This window comes from Bradyrhizobium sp. SZCCHNPS1003 (genome assembly GCF_032381555.1).
In the GTDB taxonomy this organism is placed as follows: Bacteria; Pseudomonadota; Alphaproteobacteria; order Rhizobiales; family Xanthobacteraceae; genus Bradyrhizobium.
Window position 1 is genome coordinate 139,121 of record NZ_JAUHIU010000005.1, and the last position, 18,042, is coordinate 157,162.

Sequence of the window (18,042 nt, forward strand, 5' to 3'; positions counted from 1 at the left end):
GAGCCGACGTGCCCCGATGCAAGGGTTCAATTCCCTTTATTTCAAATATTTCCAGCTCCGAGAAGCCGTTGCAGCGTCGGTCACATTGGCCGAATCGCCTAGTCGCAAGAGACGCGGTTGCCCATCCGTCGGCACGTCCTGCCGTCGCTGAAATAGGTCGTGTTTCCGATCGTATGCGCCGACGTGCCGTCGCTGTAGTAGGTGTGGTTGCCGATCTGCTGCGAGCTGCTGCCGTCGTTGTTGTAGGTGAAGCGCCCGATCTGCTGTGACGAGGAGCCGTCGTTCCAATAGGTGTTGTTGCCGATCCGCTGCCCCGACCTCCCGTCGTCGCACAGGATCTGGTTGCCGATGAACTGGCAGGTCTCGGCCTGGGCCGCTGTCGCCGCCCACAGGCCGAACGCGATCGCGAGAACGTTGCGCATGAGGTCGATTCCCGAGGTTGCAACATCCAATCGCAACCCACGCGCGAGCGCAACGGAAAACGATCCGCGGTGATCTGCGCGGATCAACGTCCGGCGCCGCGCGTCCTGGTCTTGCCGGCGGCTCCGCCGACCCGGAACGCCCGCATCTGGCCACTCAGGAAGCGCAGCAGGTGACCGGCGGCATGCGGCAGCTCGCGGCCGCGCCGGGTGATGACGCAGGCTTCGCTCGAGGCCAGCAGGCGGTTGTCGACCGGCACGGCAGCGAGTGAGCCGTCGGCAAGATCGGCGGCGATCGAGAAGGCGGGCAAGAGCGTCAGGCCGAGGCCGCTCTTGACGAAGTGGCGGAGCACGTTGATCGAGCTGGTGGTCAGCTTCGGCGACAGAGCGATACGTTCAGCGGCTTCCGCCATCGCCACGATCTGGCGCGTGCCGTAGCTCGGATGCATCAGTCCGAGCGGGTGGTCGGCGAGCTCGCGCAGGCGCAAGGGACGGCCGAGCCGCGCCAGCGCATGATCCGGAGGCATGATCGCGCACAGCGGCTGCCGGCTCGCGGTGGCGATCCGGATGCGGGGATCGGCGCCCGGATTGAACACCAGCCCGATGTGATGGCGATCCTCGGCAACGGCATTGACGACCTCGTTGGTGCCGGCGAGATCGAACGCCATGGTGAGGTCGGGATGGCGCTGCCAGAACCGGCCGAGCGGGCCGGACATCAGGTCGCTGACGAAACCCTCACCGAGCACGATGTCGACATGGCCGCGCTTGAGGCCCTGCAGTTCGCGCAACTTCGCGACGGTGTCGGCCTGGTCGGCCTGCCATTGTCGGAAGCGCTCGACCAGCAGCGCGCCGGCCTCGGTGGCGCGGATGCCGCGGCTGAGCCGCTCGAGCAGGGTCAGGCCGAGCTCCTTCTCCAGCAGTGCGATCTGCCGGCTGATCACCGACGCGTTGACGTCGAGCGCTTCCGCGGCGGCGCGTACCGAGCCGAGGCGGATCGCCTCGTGCAGATAGTGCAGGCGGTGGTGATCGAGCAGGGCGGACATGGCTTCGGAAACTGTTGACCTCAGGGCAACACTAGCGGCGGAGGGCGCTGATGTCTGCTCCGGATTGGTGCGGCTACGCTGCCGAGGCAAATCCTGGCAGGAGGCCACGTGACGGCGATCGGCATCATCGGACTTGGCAAGATGGGGCGCGGCATGGCGCTGACGCTGAAGGGCGCCGGCTTTGCCGTCACCGGCTATGACGCGCTCGCCGCGACGCGAACGGCGCTGGCGGCCGAGGGCATCGCGATTGCCGACGGCATTGGCGGCGTGATCGCCGCCGCCGACATCGTCATCCTGTCGCTGCCGACCGCCGGCATCGTCGCCGATGTCGTGGAGGGCGCCGGCGGCATCCTCGCGCAGGCCAGGCCCGGCGTCGTCATCGTCGACACCTCGACCTCGCATCCCGAGACCTCGCGCCGGCTCGCAGCCCTTCTCAAGGCGCGCGGCATGGGCTTCGTCGATGCGCCCGTCAGCGGCGGACCGAAGGGCGCGGCGAGCGGCACGATGACCATGGTGATCGGCGCCGACGACGCGGATCTGGCGCGTGTGATGCCGGTGCTGGATCGCATGAGCGCCAAGCGCGTCCATGTCGGCGGCGTCGGCGCCGGCAACGTCGCCAAGATCGTCAACAATCTCCTCTGCGCCGCGCACCTGCTCACCGCCGCGGAGGCGCTGCGCATCGCCGATGCGGCGGGCGTCGATGCCGAGCGGCTGCTGGAAGGTCTGAATGCCGGCTCGGGCCGCTCCGGCGTCACGCTCGTCAACGTGCCCAATTGGATTCTCAACGGCGCCTTCGATTCCGGCTTCACCATGCAGCTGATGCGCAAGGACGTCAGGCTCGCGGCGCAGCTCATCGGTGAGCTCGGACTGTCGCTGCCGATGGCCGCCGACACCGCGCGCATCTGGGCGGACAGCGCCGCCAGCATTGCCGACACTGATGATTTCAACCGCATCGTCGAGCTGCAGCTCGGTTCGATGGCGAAGCCGTGAGCCTGCCGCCATGACCCATTTCATCGATCCCCGCCTGCGCGCCGCGACGCTACCGTTCTGGCCTGACTTGGAGGCCGTTGGCTCCCATGTCGGCGGTGACCTCATCGTCGGCGATGGCGCGACGGTCTCGGTGAATGATCCCGCCACCGGCAGATTGCTGTTCACCTATGCCGATGCCGGCGCCGATGTGGCGGCCAAGGCGGCGGCAGCTGCTGTGGCGGGGCAGGCGGAGTGGGCGAATCTGACCGCCGCGGGCCGCGGCCGCGTGATGCAGGCGGTGGTACGGGCGATCCTCGCCGCGGCCGAGCCGCTGGCGCATTTGGAATCACTGTCCGCCGGCAAGCCGATCCGCGACACCAGGGGCGAGGTCGCCAAGGTCGCGGAGATGTTCGAGTACTATGCCGGCTGGGCCGACAAATTCCACGGCGACGTCATCCCGGTGCCTTCGAGCCATCTCAACTACACGCGTCGCGAGCCGATGGGCGTGGTGCTGCAGATCACGCCGTGGAACGCGCCAATCTTCACCGCGGGCTGGCAGATCGCGCCCGCCATCAGCATGGGCAACGCCGTGCTGCTCAAGCCGTCGGAGCTGACGCCGCTGACGTCGCTGGCGCTGGCAAGCATCGCCGAACGCGCGGGCCTGCCGAAGGGCGTCGTCAACGTGCTCGCGGGTTTCGGCCACACCACGGGGCAGGCCGCGCTGGGCCAGCCTGCGGTCAGGAAGGTCGTGTTCGTCGGTTCGGTACCGACCGGGCGGCTGATCGGCGAGGCTGCGGCGCGCAGGCTGTTGCCGTCGGTGCTCGAGCTCGGCGGCAAGTCCGCCAACATCGTGTTCGCCGATGCCGATCTCGAACGCGCCGCCGTCGGCGCGCAGGCCGCGATCTTCGGCGGCGCCGGACAGAGCTGCGTCGCCGGCTCCAGGCTGCTGGTGCAGGGCGCGGTCTATGACCGCTTCGTCGATCTGGTCGCGAAAGGCGCGGCGAAGATCAGATGCGGCGATCCGCTGTCGGCGGACACCGAGATCGGTCCGATCAACAACGCCAAGCAATATGATCACGTGCTGTCGTTGATCCGCGAAGGCGCGGCGGAGGGGGCCGAGATCGTCGCTGGCGCAAATGGCGTGGCGCAGGACGGCGGATATTTCGTCAAGCCGACCGTGCTCAAGAACGTCACCAACGCCATGGGCATCGCGCGCAAGGAGGTGTTCGGTCCGGTCGTCGCCGCGATCCGCTTCGACACCGAGGCGGAGGTGATCGCGATCGCCAATGACAGCGAGTTCGGCCTCGCGGGCGCGGTGTGGACCAGGGATGTCGCGCGCGCGCATCGCGTCGCAGCACAGGTCAAGGCCGGGACGTTCTGGATCAACGCCTACAAGACCATCAACGTCGCCTCGCCGTTCGGCGGCTACAACAACAGCGGCCATGGCCGCTCCTCCGGCGTCGAGGCGCTCTACGAATACACGCAGGTGAAGAGCGTGTGGGTCGAGACCGCGGCCGAGCCGGCCGTGGCGTTCGGCTACGCGCCGGGCTTGCGCGATTGAGCGGGCGTGGCATGATCGGTGCAAGAGCTGCGCGCCACGGAACGATCACTTAGTTCCGAAATAAGGAACGGAAACATGCCGCGCTTCGTCAACGTTGCCATTGGTCAGCTCGGCCCGATTGCCAAGAATGAAACACGCACCGCGGTGGTTGCGCGACTGATGGCGTTGATGCGGCAGGCGCACGCCAATGGCTGCGACCTGATCGTCTATCCCGAGCTGGCGCTGACGACGTTCTTCCCGCGCTGGTACATGGCCGATCAGGCCGAGATCGACCTCTATTTCGAGCGCGAGATGCCGGGGCCGGAGACGCAGGCCTTGTTCGCGCTCGCGAAGGAGCTGCGCATCGGCTTCTGCCTGGGTTACGCCGAACTGACGGTCGAAGACGACATCGTGCACCGCTACAACACGGCCATTCTCGTCGACAAGACCGGCGCGATCGTCTCGAAATACCGCAAGGTGCATCTGCCGGGACATGCCGAGCACGAGCCGTGGCGCAAGTTCCAACATCTGGAAAAGCGGTATTTCGAGCCGGGCAAAAGTTTCGGCGTCGCCAGCGCCTTTGGCGGCGTCATCGGCATGGCGATCTGCAACGACCGCCGCTGGCCCGAGACCTATCGCGTGATGGGGCTGCAGGGCGTCGAGATGGTGCTGATCGGCTACAACACGCCGGTGCACAATCCGCCCGCACCGGAGCATGACGACCTTTCGCTGTTCCACAACCGCCTGGTGATGCAGTCCGGTGCCTATCAGAACGGCACCTGGGTGATCGGCGTCGCCAAGGGCGGCATCGAGGAGGGCATCGACCACATCGCCGGCAGCTGCATCATCGCACCCTCGGGCGAGATCGTGGCGGCCTGCGCCACCAAGGGCGACGAGATCGCGCTGGCGCGCTGTGACCTCGATTTGTGCAGATCCTATAAGCAGACGATCTTCAATTTCGACGTCCACCGCCAGCCGCAAGCCTATGGCATGATCGTCGAACGCAAGGGCGAGCGGCTGATGGCGGATGGCTCGCCGGTGCGCAAGCCGTGATGCGGCCAGCTGGCACACTGCGTAGGGTGGGCAAAGGCGCAGCCGTGCTGTTTCCAAATGTGAGACCGCAATGGCGCCGTGTGCACCGTCTTGCGGCGGAGTGTGCGGCGCGATGGTGGGCACGGCGCCACGGTGACCTCGGACGTGGAGGGATTATCGCATCGCCTTTGCCCATCCTACGGCACCTGCGCCCTTGCGCCTCATGCCTCATTTGCGTTCAAATGAATCGCCTTCGCGCGCATGGCATGGGCCTTGCTTACAATTTCGGCAATTGAACTCAGGCAAGTTGCATCAGGAGAGAACATGGATCGCAGAACGGTATTGAAGGGATTGGCGGGCGCGAGTGGCCTGGCGCTGACGGGGTTCGCGGCGCCGGCGATCGCGCAAGGCGCGTCCGCACGGACGCTGCGTTTCGTGCCGCAGGCCAATCTCGCCAATTTCGATCCGATCTGGGGCACGCAATATGTCGTGCGCAACGCGGCCGCGATGGTGTGGGATACGCTGTACGGCATCGACGACCAGTTCGTGCCGCAGCGCCAGATGGTGGAATCCGAGCAGGTGTCCGACGACGGCCTGACCTGGACCTTCAAGCTGCGTCCCGGCCTGAAATTCCACGACGGCGAGCCGGTGCTCGCCAAGGACGTCGTCGCCAGCCTCACGCGCTGGTCGGCGCGCGATCCGATGGGGCTGATGCTGAAGGCGCTGCAGAACGAGCTCACGGCCGTCGACGACAAGACCTTCAAATGGGTGTTGAAGCAGCCCTATCCGAAGATGCTGTTCGCGCTCGGCAAGGGCAATGCGCCCTGCGCCTTCATCATGCCCGAGCGCATTGCGCAGACCGACCCGTTCAAGCAGATGTCGGAATATGTCGGTTCTGGCCCGTTCAAGTTCGTCAAGGGCGAGTGGGTGCCGGGCGCCAAGGCCGTGTTCGAGAAGTTCACCGACTACGTGCCGCGCCAGGAGAAGCCGGTGTGGCTCGCCGGCGGCAAGCAGGTGCTGGTCGATCGCGTCGAATGGGTGATCATGCCGGATCCCGCGACCGCGGCCGCCGCGTTGCAGAACGGCGAGGTCGACTGGTGGGAGAACCCGATCACCGATCTCGTGCCGGTGCTGAAGGGCAACAAGAACATCGGCGTCGACATCGGCGATCCCCTGGGCAATGTCGGCTCGTTCCGCATGAACCACCTGCATGCGCCGTTCAACAACGTGAAGGCGCGCCAGGCGATCCTGATGGCGATGAGCCAGGAAGATTATATGCGCGCGCTGGTCGGCGACGACAACGCGCTGTGGAAGCCGCTGCCCGGCTTCTTCACGCCGGGCACGCCGCTCTATACCGAGGCGGGCGGCGACATCCTCAAAGGCAAACGCGATTTCGCGGCGGCCAAGAAGCTGCTCGAGGAGGCCGGCTATAAGGGTGAGCCGATCACCTGCGTCGTCGCGCAGGACCAGCCGATCACCAAGGCGTTCGGCGACGTTACCGCCGATCTCCTGAAGAAGCTCGGCATGACCGTCGACTTCGTCGCCACCGATTGGGGCACCGTCGGCGCCCGCCGCGCGCAGAAGACGCCGCCTTCGCAAGGCGGCTGGCACATGTTCCACACCTGGCACGCAGGCGCCGACTGCATTAACCCGGCCGCCTACACCGCGCTGCGCGCCAATGGCGACAAGGCCTGGTTCGGCTGGCCGACCAGCGAGCCCGTGGAAAAGGAGATCACCAACTGGTTCGCCGCCAAGTCGCTCGACGAGGAGAAGGCGGTTGCCGCGCGCATCAACAAGGCCGCGCTCGACGACGTCGTGTTCGCGCCGACCGGCTTCTTCCTCGGCTACACCGCGTGGCGCAAGAACGTCTCCGGCGTGACCAAGGGGCCGATCCCGCTGTTCTGGGGCGTGTCGAAGACGGCGTAAAGCGAAAGACGTCTCATGCTCGCTTATGCGCTCCGACGAGTCCTGTCGACGCTGCCGGTGATGGCGATCGTCGCGCTGTTCGTCTTCAGCCTGCTGTACATCGCGCCGGGCGATCCGGCCGTTGTCATCGCAGGCGACCAGGCGAGTCCGGCCGACGTCGAGCGCATCCGCGCCAATCTCGGACTGGACCAGCCATTCCTGGTCCAGTTCGGCAGTTGGGTGTGGCGTCTGCTGCACTTCGATCTGGGCACCTCGATCTTCACCAACCTGCCGGTGTCGGCCCTGATCGCCCAGCGGATCGAGCCGACCTTGTCGCTGATGATGGTGACTTTGGTCCTCACCATCATCGTCGCGGTGCCGCTCGGCGTCATCGCGGCGTGGAAGGCAGGGACCTGGATCGACCGCATCATCATGGCCTTTGCCGTGTTCGGCTTCTCGGTGCCGGTGTTCGTCGTCGGCTACATCCTGGCCTATGTGTTCGCGCTGAAGTTCGACTGGCTTCCGGTGCAGGGCTACACGCCGCTGGCCCAAGGTGTCTGGCCGTGGCTGCAGAACCTGATCCTGCCCGCGGTCGCGCTCGGCTGCGTCTACATCGCGTTGATCGCGCGCATCACCCGCGCCGCCATGCTCGAGGTGCTGCAGCAGGACTATATCCGCACCGCCCGCGCCAAGGGGCTGGGGCAGGGCGGCATCCTGTTCATTCATGCGCTGAAGAATGCCGCGGTGCCGATCGTCACCGTGGTCGGCATCGGCATCGCGCTTCTGATCGGCGGCGCCGTCGTCACCGAGAGCGTGTTCGCCATTCCCGGTCTCGGGCGGCTCACCATCGATGCCATCCTGCGCCGTGACTATCCGGTGATCCAGGGCATCGTGCTGCTGTTTAGCTTCGTCTACGTGCTCGTCAATCTCCTGATCGACATCACCTACACCCTGGTCGACCCGAGGATCCGCTATTGACCGCCACGACATCCATTTCGCCGCCGCCGGGCCTCGTCCTCGCGCCTGTTCTGCCCGACCTGATGGTTGCGCCGAAGATCCGGCGCGGCGCCATCGGCTTCCTGCGCAACCATCCGACAGTGGCGATCGGCGGCGCGCTGCTGCTGCTGCTCGTCATCATCGGCGTGTTCGCGCCATTCCTCTTCACCGTCGATCCCACCGCGATCGCGCCGGCCAAGCGAACGCGGCTGCCGTCGGCGGATTTCTGGTTCGGCACCGATGCGCTCGGCCGCGACATCTATTCCCGCGTGCTCTATGGCACCCGTGTCTCGCTCACGGTTGGCCTCGCGGTGGCGCTTGGCGCCTCCTTGATCGGGCTGACCATCGGCCTCGTCGCCGGCTTCGTGCGCTGGGCCGACGGCGTGCTGATGCGCTGCATGGACGGGCTGATGTCGATCCCGCCGATCTTGCTGGCGGTGGCGCTGATGGCGCTGACGCGCGGCAGTGTCGGCAACGTCATCCTCGCCATCACCATTGCCGAGATCCCGCGCGTCGCGCGGCTCGTGCGCGGTGTCGTCTTGAGCTTGCGAGAGCAACCCTATGTCGATGGCGCCGTCGCCTCGGGCACGCGAACGCCGATGGTTATCCTGCGCCACATCCTGCCGAACACGACCGCGCCGATGCTGGTGCAGGCGACCTACATCTGCGCCAGCGCCATGATCACCGAGGCGATCCTCTCCTTCATCGGCGCCGGCACGCCGCCGACCATTCCGTCCTGGGGCAACATCATGGCCGAGGGCCGCGCGCTGTGGCAGGTCAAGCCCTACATCGTGTTCTTCCCGGCGGCGTTCCTGTCGGTCACCGTGCTCGCGGTGAACCTAGTCGGCGACGGCCTGCGCGACGCGCTCGACCCGCGCATGGCGAAGAACCCATGAGCAGCGCAGTCAGAGACCGCCGGGAGCTCAAATGATGCCATTGCTCGAGGTCGAGAATCTGCAGGTTCATTTCCGCACCCCCACCGGCATCAACCGCGCCGTCGACGGCGTGTCGTTCCACGTCAATCCCGGCGAGACGCTCGCCATCGTCGGTGAATCCGGCTGCGGCAAGTCGGTCACGTCGATGTCGATGATGCGCCTGATCCCGGAGCCGCCCGGCAAGATCGCCGGCTCCATCCGCCTCGAGGGCAGGGAGATCCTGACGCTCTCCGACCGCGAGATGCGCGCGCTTCGCGGCAACGACATCTCGATGATCTTCCAGGAGCCGATGACCAGCCTCAACCCGGTGCTGACGGTTGGCCGCCAGATCGGCGAGACCTTGCGGCTGCATCAGGGGCTCGACCAGGCGCAGGCGGAGGCGCGCGCGGTGGAGATGCTGACCCTGGTCGGCATCCCCGAGCCGGCACGGCGCGTGCGCGAATATCCGCATCAGCTCTCCGGCGGCATGCGCCAGCGCGTGATGATCGCGATGGCGCTCGCCTGCAATCCAAAGCTCCTGATCGCCGACGAGCCGACCACCGCGCTCGACGTGACCATCCAGGCGCAGATCCTCAAGCTGATGCTGGAACTGAAGCAGCGCGTCGGCGCTGCGATCATCCTGATCACCCATGATCTCGGCGTCGTTGCCGAGGTCGCCGAGCGGGTGATGGTGATGTATGCGGGCCGCAAGGTCGAAGAAGCGCCGGTGAGGGAACTGTTCCGAAGCCCCCGCCATCCCTACACGCAGGGCCTGCTCGGCGCGCTGCCGAAGCTCGGCTCTTCGCTGTCGGGCGAGATCAAGCGGCTCGCGGAGATTCCCGGCCAGGTGCCGGACCTCAAGCAGCGCATCGAGGGCTGCGTGTTCGCCGGCCGCTGCGCGCTCGCCACCGATGTGTGCCGGCAATATGCGCCGGGGCTGGAGCAGAAGGCGCCGCACCACATCGCTGCCTGTCACTTCGCCGCCAAGGAGCAGGCCGCCGCATGAGCGCTCCCTTGCTGCAGGTCAACGACCTCAAGAAGCATTTTCCGATCCGCAGCGGCCTGTTCGGCCGAGCCAAGAGCCGGGTGCACGCCGTCGACGGCGTGTCGTTCGAGATCGCGCGCGGCGAGACCCTGTCGCTGGTCGGCGAATCCGGCTGCGGCAAGTCGACCGTCGGCCGCGCCATCCTGCGGCTGTTCGACATCACGGCCGGACAGATCGTGCTCGACGGCCTGCGCATCGACGATCTCGGCCCGCACCGCCTGCGCGAGATGCGCCGCCGCGTGCAGGTCGTGTTCCAGGATCCGTTCTCCAGCCTCAATCCGCGGATGCGCATCCGCGACATCCTCGCCGAGCCGATCAACAATTTCGGCCTCGCCAAGACTGCGGCCGAGCGCGATGCGCGCATTGCCGAGCTGATGGAGATCGTCCGGCTGCCGCGCGACGCCGTGAACCGCCGCCCGCACGAATTCTCCGGCGGCCAGCGCCAGCGCATCGGCATTGCACGCGCGCTCGCCGCCAAGCCCGACCTGATCGTTTGTGACGAGGCGGTGTCGGCGCTCGACGTCTCCGTCAAGGCGCAGATCGTCAACCTGCTGCAGGATTTGCAGCGCGAGTTCGGCCTCGCGCTCCTCTTCATCAGCCACGACCTCGCCATCGTCGAGCACATGACGCACCGCGTCGCAGTGATGTATCTCGGCCGCATCGTCGAGCTCGCCCCACGCCGCCAGATCTTCGCGTCCCCCGGCCATCCCTACACCAGGGCGCTTCTCTCAGCCGTCCCAATTCCCGAGCCCGGCGCCGAGCGCACCCCGATCATTCTCAAGGGCGATGTTCCCAGCCCCGTCAACCCGCCCAAGGGCTGCCGCTTCAACACCCGCTGCCCGCTCGCATTCGACCGCTGCCGAGTGGAGGCGCCCGAGCTGCGTCTGAAGGGCGAGGACCAGTGGGTGGCGTGCCATCTGGAGAATGTGTAGTTGTAGTCGTGTAGGCGCTACGCGGCGAAAGCCGCGCAGCGACGTGCCCACGGCCCGGTGCGAATGACAGCTTGACGCACGAGACCGTCGGGCCGATCGTCGTTGCAAGCGCAGCGAAGCAATCCAGAATCGTTCCGCGGCGGCAGTCTGGATTGCTTCATTGCGCTCGCCATGACGGAGGAGAGATGGTGCGTTTCTCGCGCGGATCTGTCTGGGTGCGGCGCGTAGCCCGCATGAGCGATAGCCGGCGCGCGGGACGCGCGTCGGCGCCAGCGACATGCGGGGTCTCACGTGCGGTGTCGTTGAACCCGGATGTCGCTGCGCTCATCCGGGCTACGTGACGACTGATCCGCGTCTCCGCTCTCCCGCCAACCTCCGTTGTCGTCCCGAGCAAGCCACGACGGCGCGAAGCGGCGGCGGGGCGCCGACCCGGGACCTATCCTCCGTAAAGGCCGTTGGGCTGCGGACGTCGGGCCATCTCATGTCACCAATCCCCCGTGGTTATGGGTCCCTGCGTACGCCGGGAAGACAGCGGAGTTTTGGGAGGCTGCGAGACTCTGCGGCGAGCGGCCGCGATGCGCGTGGGGGACCCTGGGACCCATCGGCCGCACCGGCCTCGTCAATCGACGGCACGCGGCCCCGTCTCCAGCGGTGGAAGGCGGCATCGCTGCGTCGCGTGCCGGCGCTGCACCCCATGTTTGAGGAACGGTACCACAGCCGTGCCCGGTTCCGACCAGCCGTCGGCTCACCGGGGTACGGCCTCGGCCGCTTTAGGCTGCAAGCGATCGACTGAATTTCGTCCAATAGAACGTCGCAAAGCGCGATCTGCGACAACAGGGTGGCCTCTGTCGATTGGAGCGACTTCGGCCGATCGAGGCGCAGCTTTGCTGCGCGGAGTCTACTTAGCGATTTCAATACAGCCTGATTGGACAGGTCGCCGCTTCGAATATCGGTCATTTTTTTCTGCACCACGACTACACCAGACCCGTCGCATCAGGACCGATTTGGTTCAAAGCAATCGGTATGCCACGAAGGGGGCCGGGAGCGGACAACGCGACCTTGCGGATCCCTTCGGCGTCTGCAAAGCAGCGCCCAGGGACATCAATTGGCGGTTTGCAGTCGGTTCCGAATTTGGAACCTGGCACGTTGAGTTGACGATTTGCGTGCCTGATTGGCAACTTATCGCTTTTGATCGAGCGATTGGCGACCTGCTGATAACGTATTGCAGTCGTGCCAGACTGGAAGATGATCGCTGTGCCCGGCGAGGGGATGACTTGGTGCACTGCCACTGAACTGGTAATCCCTACAAGATAAGTAATAGAATGCAACGTGACCGTCTTGATAAGCATGATAAGGACTCACTTCATATCGCCTCATATCGACAGGCGTGTGGACGTTGCCAGGCTCGCGTTGTGACAAGGTCATAAGTTCATCGCTTCGGTGACCTGCTTCGCAATATCGAGTATCTCAAGCGCCCAGCGTCGACGGTTGGGGGCGCTTGTCTTGATCACCTGATCCCCATTCCCTCAAAGCCGTCGAGCAGCACGCGAACGACGCCCGCTCAAGCTTGAGAGCCAATCATGAGGACTGTGTCCCATAGGAAACGTGAGACACTGGCGGTGTGTCAGTGGGCAGGATGATCACCGCCTCGTCCAGCACGGACCTCATGAGTTCCACGTCGTCGGGCTGAAATACTGGTCCCGTGCCGCCACGTTCGTCTCCTCTCTTGCGGCCGCAGAGAAGACCTGCGGCCTGTTCATCTCAACGAGATTGAAGCGCGTCGCGCAGCGATTTTGAAGTCATTCTCAAGTCCAGTCTCTGCAAACTTTGCTCAGAATTAGCTGCATCACTAGCCAATTACCCTTTCGAATTAACATGTGAGAAACGGGAACCTGATGGAACTGCGGCGCCTGCCGCCTGACGAAAGTGTTCGGAGGTTGACTTGGATCAGCCCGGAAGACGTACGCTCCAATATTTTGGCAAAAGCCATATAAGAGTGGGGACCGATCCTCCGATGAACCTCGACCGATCCGTGAGCCTGCTGAGCCGCGCTCCCGTCATTCGTACAGACGATCCGGAGGCGATGGAGCACGCGTTGCGTACGGTGTACGGGGCAACTGGATTCGCAGTCTCCAACGCAGATGGCTTCCAGGGGGTGGGCAACTACCTTCAGCTTGCGAGCATCGGCCTCGGCTTTTGTGCATATGGCGGCGCAAGGTCAGTCGTCGAGTTCCCGGAGAGCGACTTCGCGCGCCTGCAAATCGGCCTCAAAGGCAGCGCTGTGACCATTCTGAATGGCACGGCGATCGCGGTAACCGAGCGGCAGTCCTGCATAGTTGCGCCGGGCGAGCCCAACAAGATTGTGTTCGAGCCAGGTTATGAGCAGCTCATTCTTCGAATAAGCGCGAGGGCGTTGGAGCAGACATTGACGACGCTGCTCGGTGCAAAGCCAGCCGGTGTCCTCAAGTTTGATCCCATAGCGGCTGCGGTGCAGCCGAACGCTCTGGTCTTGCGCGATCTGGCGATGTTTCTCGCTCATCAGTTGGATGCGACGGCGGCAGAGCTGCCACGCACGGTGCTCGTCGAACTGGAGCAGGCGCTCATCGTTTCCTTCCTGTCGGCTCACCGCCACAATTTCAGCGAGCTGTTGGAGAGAGCCGAAAAGGACGTTGCGCCGCAGATCGTTCGGCTGACCGAAGAGTATATCGAGGCCTCTTGGGGGCGCGCCATCACGATCGAGGAGCTGGCATCGCAGACAGGCGTCAGCATCCGCGCGCTCTCTGCTGCGTTTAAGAAGAGCCGCGGATACTCGCCGACGGCGTTTGCAAAAACGGTGCGATTGCGACAGGCAAAACAGATGCTCTCGGGGCCAGATCAGCGCACCTCCGTCTCTGCAGTCGCCTTCAATTGCGGCTTCGGAAATCTCGGACACTTCGCAAGAGACTATCGCGACATGTTCGGTGAGCTTCCATCCGAAACTCTGTCGCGCGGGCGGCGCGCCGCCTAGCTCGCCTGATAGAAGCGTCGGCCAGGACCATTCCCAAGAGCGCTGGGGCAGCAGCAAAGGTCGCTCAGAAACTGGAACCTCAAGCTATATCGGCGATGAAGGGAGCTGCGGCACCTCGCCGCTGACCGGGTTTTTCCCAGGTTTGAGTCCGGTCAAACCTGAGATACCATCCTTCGATGAACTTGGACCGATCCGTAAGCCTCCTGAGCCGCGCTCCCGTCATTCGTACAGACGATCCGGAGGCGATGGAGCACGCGTTGCGTACGGTCTACGGGGCAACTGGCTTCGCAGTCACCAAGGCAGATGGCTTCCTGGGGGTGGGCAACTACCTTCAGCTTACGAATATCGGCCTGGGCTTTTGTGCATATGGCGGGGCGAGGGCGGTCGTCAAGTTCCCGGAGAGCGACTTCGCGCGCCTGCAAATTGGCCTCAAAGGCAGCGCTTTGACCATTCTGAATCGCACGGCGATCGCGATAACCGAGCGGCAGTCCTGCATAGTTGCGCCTGGCGAACCCAACAGGATTGTGTTCGAGCCAGGTTATGAGCAGCTCATTCTTCGAATAGGCGCGAGGGCGTTGGAGCAGACATTGACGACGCTGCTCGGTGCAAAGCCAGCCGGTGTCCTCAAGTTTGATCCCATAGCGGCTGCGGTGCAGCCGAACGCTCTGGTCTTGCGCGATCTGGCGATGTTCCTCGCTCATCAGTTGGATGCTGCGGCTACAGAGCTGCCACGCACGGTGCTCGTCGAACTGGAGCAGGCTCTCATCGTTTCCTTCCTGTCGGCTCACCGCCACAATTTCAGCGAGCTGTTGGAGAGAGCCGAAAAGGACGTCGTACCGCGGATCGTCCGGCTGGCCGAAGAGTATATCGAGGCCTCTTGGGACCGCGCCATCACGATCGAGGCGCTGGCATCACAGACAGGCGTCAGCATCCGCGCGCTCTATACTGCTTTCAAGAAGAGCCGCGGATACTCGCCGATGGCGTTTGCGAAAACGGTGCGATTGCGACGGGCAAAGCAGATGCTCTCGGGGGCAGATCAGCGCACCTCCGTCTCTGCAGTCGCCTTCAATTGCGGCTTCGGAAATCTCGGACACTTCGCAAGAGACTATCGCGACATGTTCGGTGAGCTTCCATCCGAAACTCTGTCGCGCGGGCGGCGCGCCGCCTAGCTCGCCTGACAGAAGCGCCGGCCAGGACCATTCCCAAGAGCGCCGGGGCCGGCAACGCGCGGTGGGCAGGTTGTGCCCGGCGAAGCTTGCTGATGATGTCCAGTAGTCGCAGCCAGGCTGGGCCTCCGTGCTGTGTCTGGAGGCAAAGCGACCGAACTGCGACATTACGGGCGACGTGTCATAATCATTGCGCTCGGCGGCGGACATGCTGCAGGGCGGGTCAAGGCGTGCACGCGACGATTCGCCGGATAGCGACATTCCATGGCGATTCACGCGCCTCCCGCTCGGCGATGCGGGGCAGCGGCACCCCCGCTTGCCCAGCCTGCGATTGAAGGCTTCGCACCCTGCGACCGGCCTGCCACACCAATACAGCCAATCGTCCATATGCCGTGCCGTCGCCGGGCGGGTGCATTGTCAGGAGCCCTTATGGCGATTAAAGATTCCGACCCAGACCGCGTCGGCACCGCAAGCCTTCCTGCGCGGTCATGCGTTCGATGAGGCCGCCATGCATCTTGCCCATGATCCCACAGCGCCGGCGGCAGCAGGGATCAGCTTCGACCAGTTCTTGGTCGTCGACATCCGCGTCGGCACCATCGTCGCGGCCGAGCCCTATCCGGAGGCGCGCAAACCGTCGCTGAAGCTGACGATCGATTTCGGGCCCGGCATCGGCACCAGGCGCTCCAGCGCCCAGATCGCCACGCTCTACGATCCAGCCACCCTGATCGGCCGCCAGGTCGCCGGCGTCGTCAATTTCCCGCCGCGCCAGATCGGCAAGTTCATGTCCGAGGTGCTGACGCTCGGCTTCCCGGACGAGGCCGGCAACGTCGTGCTGTTCCAGCCGGACAAGCCCGTGCCGAATGGCGCGCGGCTGTTCTGAGCGCCGGGGAGAGCCGACCATCATGGATATGCTGCTCGAACCTGTTACGCTGCCGCCATTCCCCGAAGGATTGAGGATTTCGCTGCGGCAGATGCATCTTCTCCAGGCTCCCATGGGCGGCACCCTGGTGACCGGCGGCGCTACCTTCCGCGTGTTCGCGCCGCATGCCAAGGCGGTCTACGTCTCCGGCCCGTTCAACGACTGGACGCAGGACGCGAGCTGCCGCCTGGCGCCGATCGGCAACGGCCATTGGGCGATCTTCATCCCCGGCCTGAAGGACGGCGACGCCTACATGTACTTCGTCGAAGGCGAGGGCACCTCGGGCTACAAGCGCGATCCGCATGCGCGGCTCTTGACCGTCGATCCGCCGTTCCCGCAATCGCATTCGGTGCTGCGTAATCCCAACGCGTTTCCCTGGCACGACACCGCGTTCACACCGCCGCCTTATAGCGAGCTCGTGATCTACCAGCTCCACGTCGGCACCTTCGACATGAAGGCGGGCAATCCCGACGGCTGCTTCTTCGACGTGATCGAGCGCGTGCCGCACCTGGCGAAGCTCGGCATCAACGCCATCGAGCTGCTGCCGGTGCAGGAATTCCCGACCATGTTCAGCATGGGCTATAACGGCACCGACCTGTTCAGCCCGGAAACCGACTATGGCGAGGCCGAGGAGGCGCATCTCGCCGCCTATGTCGCCCGCACCAATGAGATCCTGGTCGCGGCTGGCGCGGCGCCTTACGCCGGCGTCGACACCGTGCGTCATTGCGACGACCAACTGCGCGCCTTGATCGACGTCTGTCATGTCCATGGCATCGCGGTGCTGTTCGACGTCGTCTACAACCACGCCGGCGGCGGTTTTGACGAGAACAGCATCTGGTTCTTCGACCGTCAGGCCTATGGCGATCCCAACCGCAGCCTGTACTTCACCGACCAGGGCTGGGCCGGCGGCCAGGTGTTCGCCTATTGGAACGCCGACGTGCGGCAGTACCTCGTCGACAATGCCGTGATGCTGTACCGCGAGTACCACGCCGACGGCCTGCGCTTCGACGAGGTCAGCGTGATGGACCGCTTCGGCGGCTGGGCGACCTGCCAGCAGCTCACCGAGGCGCTGCGCGCCGAGAAGCCCGACGCGTTCCAGATCGCCGAATATTGGCCGGTGAACCCGTGGGTGGTGAGGGACATCGCACAAGGTGGCGCCGGCTTCGACGCGACCTGGAGCGACGGCCTGCGCCTTGCTGTGCGCGGCGCCATCGCCAGCGCGGCCGGAGGCGCCGGCGCTGCCGTTGCGATGCAGCCGATCGCCGCGGCGATCGCCGATCTCAGCCTCGACAAGCGCTGGCGCGCGGTGAACTCGATCGAGAACCACGACATCGTCTATGCCGGCCGCGAGCCGCGCATCCCGCGCCTCGCCGATCCCGTCGACAGCCGCTGCTGGTATGCGCGCAGCCGCAGCCGCGTCGCCACGGGCCTGTTGCTGACCGCGCCGGGCATCCCGATGCTGTTCATGGGCCAGGAACTGTTCGAGGACAGACCATGGAGCGACACGCCGAACCCCGACACAACGATCAGTTGGGCGCTGCTTGACGGCGAGGACAAGATCACCGCCGATGCGATGCGCTTTACCAGCGAACTGATCGCGATCCGCCGCACCCATCCGGCGCTGACCGCCGAAGGCTGCGCCATCGTCCACGTCCATGACGGCAACCGCGTGCTCGCCTTTCACCGCTGGGATGGCCAGGGCGACGACGTCGTCGTGATCGTGAGCCTGAGCGAGACGCCATGGCGCGACTACGCCATCGGCTTTCCGGCGGCCGGGCAGTGGAAAGAGGTGTTCAACAGCGACGTCTACGACAATTGGGTCAATCCGGGCGTGGTCGGCAACAATGGCGCTGTGATCGCAGGCGGCCCGGCGCTGCACAGCCAGCCGTGCTCGGCGATGGTGACGATCCCGGCGAACGGCGTGCTGGTGTTTGCGCGGGCGTAACGGCCGTAGGGTGGGCAAAGCCGCAGCCGTGCTCTGTCCACGACCCAGATCGGGATTGCGCCGTGCGCACCATCTTCGCCGTCGAGCGCGCCGATCCACGATGGGCACGCTGCCGCCTTCGGCGGCCGCTTTGCTCACCCTACGGCCGCGCGCCCGCAGCGACGACATGTGGAAGATGGACGCTTGGTCTTTCCTCCGTCATTGCGAGCG

15 protein-coding genes are annotated in these 18,042 nt (G+C 65.1%); 12 read left to right on the plus strand and 3 right to left on the minus strand.

What is annotated here, in order from left to right; genetic code table 11:
• Nucleotides 1-98: 98 nt before the first annotated feature.
• Both QX126_RS10325 and QX126_RS10330 read right to left on the minus strand, forming a co-directional pair.
• Complete coding sequence (locus QX126_RS10325) at nt 99-422, minus strand: hypothetical protein (RefSeq protein WP_315776657.1); 324 nt, start codon at nt 420-422, stop codon at nt 99-101.
• An 83-nt stretch (nt 423-505) separates the two neighbouring features.
• Nucleotides 506-1,462: a LysR family transcriptional regulator gene (locus QX126_RS10330; RefSeq protein ID WP_315737553.1), complete on the minus strand. Its 957-nt coding sequence runs from the start codon at nt 1,460-1,462 to the stop codon at nt 506-508.
• A 108-nt stretch (nt 1,463-1,570) separates the two neighbouring features.
• Here QX126_RS10330 and QX126_RS10335 point away from each other — a divergent pair, with 108 nt between their 5' ends.
• From QX126_RS10335 to QX126_RS10370, 8 genes are all read left to right on the plus strand, one after another.
• Complete coding sequence (locus tag QX126_RS10335; protein ID WP_315776655.1) at nt 1,571-2,452, plus strand: NAD(P)-dependent oxidoreductase; 882 nt, start codon at nt 1,571-1,573, stop codon at nt 2,450-2,452.
• A 10-nt stretch (nt 2,453-2,462) separates the two neighbouring features.
• Complete coding sequence (locus tag QX126_RS10340; RefSeq protein ID WP_315780777.1) at nt 2,463-3,992, plus strand: aldehyde dehydrogenase family protein; 1,530 nt, start codon at nt 2,463-2,465, stop codon at nt 3,990-3,992.
• A 75-nt stretch (nt 3,993-4,067) separates the two neighbouring features.
• Complete coding sequence (locus tag QX126_RS10345; protein WP_315780780.1) at nt 4,068-5,024, plus strand: N-carbamoyl-D-amino-acid hydrolase; 957 nt, start codon at nt 4,068-4,070, stop codon at nt 5,022-5,024.
• Nucleotides 5,025-5,327: 303 nt separating this feature from the next.
• Nucleotides 5,328-6,929, plus strand: coding sequence for an ABC transporter substrate-binding protein (locus tag QX126_RS10350; protein WP_315780782.1), 1,602 nt, complete (start codon nt 5,328-5,330; stop codon nt 6,927-6,929).
• 15 nt (nt 6,930-6,944) lie between these two features.
• Entirely contained in the window at nt 6,945-7,886 is a 942-nt protein-coding gene (locus QX126_RS10355; protein ID WP_315754136.1) for an ABC transporter permease, read from the plus strand.
• Entirely contained in the window at nt 7,883-8,800 is a 918-nt protein-coding gene (locus QX126_RS10360; RefSeq protein WP_315780784.1) for an ABC transporter permease, read from the plus strand. Before QX126_RS10355 ends, QX126_RS10360 begins: the two co-directional genes overlap by 4 nt.
• Nucleotides 8,801-8,834: 34 nt before the next feature.
• The gene (locus tag QX126_RS10365) at nt 8,835-9,824 is read left to right on the plus strand and encodes an ABC transporter ATP-binding protein (protein ID WP_315737732.1); all 990 of its coding nucleotides are present in this window, start codon (nt 8,835-8,837) and stop codon (nt 9,822-9,824) included.
• Nucleotides 9,821-10,795, plus strand: a complete 975-nt coding sequence (locus QX126_RS10370; protein ID WP_315737560.1) for an oligopeptide/dipeptide ABC transporter ATP-binding protein — start codon at nt 9,821-9,823, stop codon at nt 10,793-10,795. Before QX126_RS10365 ends, QX126_RS10370 begins: the two co-directional genes overlap by 4 nt.
• A gap of 974 nt (nt 10,796-11,769) precedes the next feature.
• Here the strand turns inward: QX126_RS10370 and QX126_RS10375 are convergent.
• The gene (locus QX126_RS10375) at nt 11,770-12,144 is read right to left on the minus strand and encodes a hypothetical protein (protein WP_315780786.1); all 375 of its coding nucleotides are present in this window, start codon (nt 12,142-12,144) and stop codon (nt 11,770-11,772) included.
• Between the two features lie 665 nt (nt 12,145-12,809).
• On the opposite strand from QX126_RS10375, the gene QX126_RS10380 reads away from it, so the two are divergent.
• The 4 genes from QX126_RS10380 (at nt 12,810) to QX126_RS10395 (ending at nt 17,832) form a co-directional block, all read left to right on the plus strand.
• Nucleotides 12,810-13,802, plus strand: a complete 993-nt coding sequence (locus tag QX126_RS10380; protein ID WP_315780788.1) for an AraC family transcriptional regulator — start codon at nt 12,810-12,812, stop codon at nt 13,800-13,802.
• A gap of 257 nt (nt 13,803-14,059) precedes the next feature.
• Entirely contained in the window at nt 14,060-14,971 is a 912-nt protein-coding gene (locus tag QX126_RS10385; protein WP_315780789.1) for an AraC family transcriptional regulator, read from the plus strand.
• Between the two features lie 505 nt (nt 14,972-15,476).
• The gene (locus QX126_RS10390) at nt 15,477-15,848 is read left to right on the plus strand and encodes a tRNA-binding protein (protein ID WP_315737564.1); all 372 of its coding nucleotides are present in this window, start codon (nt 15,477-15,479) and stop codon (nt 15,846-15,848) included.
• A gap of 22 nt (nt 15,849-15,870) precedes the next feature.
• Nucleotides 15,871-17,832: an alpha amylase C-terminal domain-containing protein gene (locus QX126_RS10395; RefSeq protein WP_315780791.1), complete on the plus strand. Its 1,962-nt coding sequence runs from the start codon at nt 15,871-15,873 to the stop codon at nt 17,830-17,832.
• The last annotated feature ends 210 nt before the right edge of the window (nt 17,833-18,042 follow it).

Bases quoted from the DNA above. Each gene is read 5' to 3' on its own strand.
- QX126_RS10325 (WP_315776657.1), bottom strand. From the start codon at position 422: ATGCGCAACGTTCTCGCGATCGCGTTCGGCCTGTGGGCGGCGACAGCG.
- QX126_RS10330 (WP_315737553.1), bottom strand. From the start codon at position 1,462: ATGTCCGCCCTGCTCGATCACCACCGCCTGCACTATCTGCACGAGGCG.
- QX126_RS10340 (WP_315780777.1), top strand. From the start codon at position 2,463: ATGACCCATTTCATCGATCCCCGCCTGCGCGCCGCGACGCTACCGTTC.
- QX126_RS10345 (WP_315780780.1), top strand. From the start codon at position 4,068: ATGCCGCGCTTCGTCAACGTTGCCATTGGTCAGCTCGGCCCGATTGCC.
- QX126_RS10350 (WP_315780782.1), top strand. From the start codon at position 5,328: ATGGATCGCAGAACGGTATTGAAGGGATTGGCGGGCGCGAGTGGCCTG.
- QX126_RS10355 (WP_315754136.1), top strand. From the start codon at position 6,945: ATGCTCGCTTATGCGCTCCGACGAGTCCTGTCGACGCTGCCGGTGATG.
- QX126_RS10365 (WP_315737732.1), top strand. From the start codon at position 8,835: ATGCCATTGCTCGAGGTCGAGAATCTGCAGGTTCATTTCCGCACCCCC.
- QX126_RS10370 (WP_315737560.1), top strand. From the start codon at position 9,821: ATGAGCGCTCCCTTGCTGCAGGTCAACGACCTCAAGAAGCATTTTCCG.
- QX126_RS10375 (WP_315780786.1), bottom strand. From the start codon at position 12,144: ATGCTTATCAAGACGGTCACGTTGCATTCTATTACTTATCTTGTAGGG.
- QX126_RS10380 (WP_315780788.1), top strand. From the start codon at position 12,810: ATGAACCTCGACCGATCCGTGAGCCTGCTGAGCCGCGCTCCCGTCATT.
- QX126_RS10390 (WP_315737564.1), top strand. From the start codon at position 15,477: ATGCATCTTGCCCATGATCCCACAGCGCCGGCGGCAGCAGGGATCAGC.
- QX126_RS10395 (WP_315780791.1), top strand. From the start codon at position 15,871: ATGGATATGCTGCTCGAACCTGTTACGCTGCCGCCATTCCCCGAAGGA.